This is a genomic window from Ruegeria atlantica (assembly GCF_013032505.1).
GTDB classification, from domain to species: domain Bacteria; phylum Pseudomonadota; class Alphaproteobacteria; order Rhodobacterales; family Rhodobacteraceae; genus Ruegeria; species Ruegeria atlantica_F.
On record NZ_WQCG01000029.1, the window covers coordinates 1 to 3,249 of the forward strand.

Annotated in this window: 2 protein-coding genes and 1 pseudogene; all 3 read right to left on the reverse strand. The window is 50.4% G+C overall.

All coding sequences use genetic code 11. The annotated features are described in order from the left end of the window. Window positions 1-1,637: pseudogene (locus GOW92_RS24695) on the reverse strand (hypothetical protein); the annotation flags it as partial. Between the two features lie 449 nt (window positions 1,638-2,086). Next, window positions 2,087-2,560 (reverse strand): hypothetical protein, encoded by a 474-nt coding sequence (locus GOW92_RS24700; protein ID WP_170566536.1) that lies wholly within the window; start codon window positions 2,558-2,560, stop codon window positions 2,087-2,089. A gap of 423 nt (window positions 2,561-2,983) precedes the next feature. Continuing rightward, a partial coding sequence (locus GOW92_RS25095) for a DDE-type integrase/transposase/recombinase (protein ID WP_438826376.1) occupies window positions 2,984-3,249 on the reverse strand: 266 nt, incomplete at its 5' end.

Consider the following 3,249-nt stretch of genomic DNA (forward strand, 5'->3'; position numbering starts at 1 on the left):
ATGTAGGTGTCCGCGCCGCCGCCGCCGTTCAGCGTGTCATTGCCCGACCCACCCACAAACACGCCGCCGTCTGAACTTCCGTGGATAACGTCATCGCCGTCATATCCGAAAATCAAAGCTGGGGAATTGTCTGTTGCCGATATCGTCTCTGCATCATTTGTCCCCGCGACAATCTCGTTTGCAGCGCCATATGCAATGCGTACAAACATCTCGTTGTCTAAAGTCAGACCAATGCTTCTTCCGGTACTGAGAACATTTTCCTGGAATTCTGCTGGTGCTGGTCCAAAATCGTAAGTCATAAGGAGGCCAATCGATGCCGCCTCAGCCTCTGAAAGGGTACCATCGACAACCAAGTTTCCGAGAACAGCCAAAACGGTTCCAAGGCTACCCTTTAGCTGCGTATCGTTTTCTGAGTTTAGATCCACAAGATAGGTCAATCTGTGAAGCGGGTGGTCTGCAAAGTCTTCCATTATGGACTGCCAATCTGACCGGTCTGGATTCCTCTTCATGGTTGAAGACGTCGCAGATTGGGCGATAAACCGGATCGATAGCCAATCACGGATTGTGTCGTAGCGAGCGTTCAGCTCCGGTCCGGAACCTTCGTCTGGCGTGTGACTGACTTCAACAGCATTACCAAATAAGCCTAACCGCGTTATCGTATACTGTTGCCCATAAATTGCTTCCAGCGCTGCCAGTTTCTGACCATCAACGAAAAGCCCACGTCCGTCAGCGTCAGCCTCGTTAGCACCGGCCCATTCCATAAAGAAGGCATCAAATGCCTCATGATACGCGGCTATGTCACCGGCTTCCAGAAGAGACAAGAGGTTCTCAGCCTGTGTTTTCAAAGCTGAATCCAGCGTGAGTGCCACATCGGTTGACGCTATTGCGCCCGTGCCTGGAAGATGCGGCATAAGCGCAGCTTCGGAATCAACCTCAAAATCCGGATCAAGGACTGGGGCGCTGACAAAAGGGTTGCGCGCAAAAAAAACGGCAGCAATGTCTGATTGGGTTTCGTCCGTGTAAGTAACCGTCGATGTTTTTGGGACCCAGTTCCCTTCGATCGATTGATTGGTTGTGGATGCGGCCAGACTGATCGATTCAATACCAATGTCCGGCAGCGAAAATAGCTCTCCATCGTCCGACACGCCATCCTGGTCCAGATCTCGCCAAATCTTTAAACCTTCAAAAACAGAATCCGATGCGTCGATAACGCCATCCTGATTGACATCAAAACTGGCAAGGTTCAGGAACCCATCTTCGAACCCATCAGTGTCCCCAAACATTTCCGAAATATCCTGGATGACTCCGTCGCCGTTGCCATCCCGAACCAGGAAGCCATCGTCGGCACTCGCCCATCCAGTTCTTTCGGCAAATCCATTGCCATCAAGGTCAAACAATGCGGTCGAGTTTTCCAGTGAAACCAGTTCGATACCATCGCCGTCCAAATCTACGACGAGCGGGTCCCTGATTACCTCACCAAAGTTTTCGCGCTCTGCAGGTGTTTCTTCCTCTGCCTCATCTGGGTCTTCGCACCCTGAGGGCGGATATTGAATCCCTATTGGAATTCCCCCATCGATCTGCCGTTGGATGTCATTCGCTATTCTTTGATCAGCAAACCCCCAGACATCGTCTGCCAATGACACGTTTAAATCAAATGGATTAATTCCAGTGCCAATTCCAACAGTGTCAATATGGTATTCCCCATCTCTTACTACTATTGTTCTCTGAACCACCCCCGGACTTAACACGTGCATACCGGGCTGAGTGTAATTAGTTATTTGCGAAGGGTTAGAGGACGAATGACTCACAACCATCGGGATCGGTAAAGGCCCAGCCTGAATCGGCCCAAATGGCGTGGGATAACGCGAAAGCGCGTTCTGAACTTGTTCAAGAGACGCATCGGCAGTAGAGATACCCAATGCGTTTGAAACTCCATATTCGTGGAACCCATCATCTGTACTAGTTATTTCAAAAATGTCATCTCGCTGAGGACACGCCGCAGCGTCTGCGCTGACCGTTATATCGCCATAGCTGGGAGTGCTGAACGTTACTGTTTCATCCCCATTATCCACCCAAGAAGTCACGTTTAAATGCTCCGCTCTTTAAGAATTCGAATTGAAACTTCCGCTGCAATAAGTGCGGCAACGATCAGTATGGCGATATTAATTCCCTGAGAGATCAGTCCACACCTGGTCCACTCTCCCAGTGCGATCATTTCGCAACCATCACGGCTATAAGAATATGTCGGGGAATTGGGGAGGATCAGCCCAAGAACATTCATTCCAGCGAATGACACGATTGTTACAAAGTACATGACCGGCCTGGAAACAGCATTCCCGTTTACCAACCAGCGTTTAAATAGCATCATAAGTACGAGGAGTATTGCTGCAGCGAAGAATAGCCCGAACAATCCAGGCCCGAAGACCTTCGAAAAACTCAAAGGCTTTCCACCGGGCACATCATAAGTCAATTGCGAGTAAATCGACATCGCAAACGAACCTATGATTAACAGGCAAACGCTCACGCTCAATACGGCAAAATAGACAGTTCTGACTTTCATCGCTGTTTCCCGTTCATAGACAACGCAATAATCTGCGAAATTCTCGGACCGCGCTTCCCCATACAGGGGAAAATTTAGCGGTAATTTCTTCTATGGTTGCGACTTGAAACGTTGACACGTCGGCACGTCGTTGAACCAAGTGCAATTTTGGTAGGCCCCTCAGGCCGCAGAGCATCTGAGTGCTCGCACGGGGGCTGCCCGTTTCTTGTGCCGTAGAGCAGAAAAGATTCCCGAACTTTCTTATGTGTCACTGCGTCCTCGATCAGCAAGTTGTTAGCCGTGCAGGCGAGCTCATTTCCTGAGCGCAACCTAAGATTGCATTACCCTATAATAAACTAACCTGTTAGTTCAGTCAAGATCAACGGTCTCAGCGGTGTTGTCACGTTAACATCCAGTCCACAAAGAAGTGCTGATGCACAGATTTCAAGCTGCCTGGGTGGCGACATTCCAGGCGTAAAAGGCCTCGGGACGGTGATAACGGATTGTTAATGCGGAGCGACGGCGCGCGGGGACGCTGAAGCAATTGCGGATGGCTGAGCGGGTCGTCACGAACCTTTGCAATCCTCCAGGAGAGCGATGGCCTTGCATCGTCCTTTCCCGCTTTCGGAAAGGGAGATGACTGTTTTCAGCTCGGTTGTTGAGGCCCTTGTGCGACCAATGATCTAACCCCGGCGCGACCTCACGCTTGG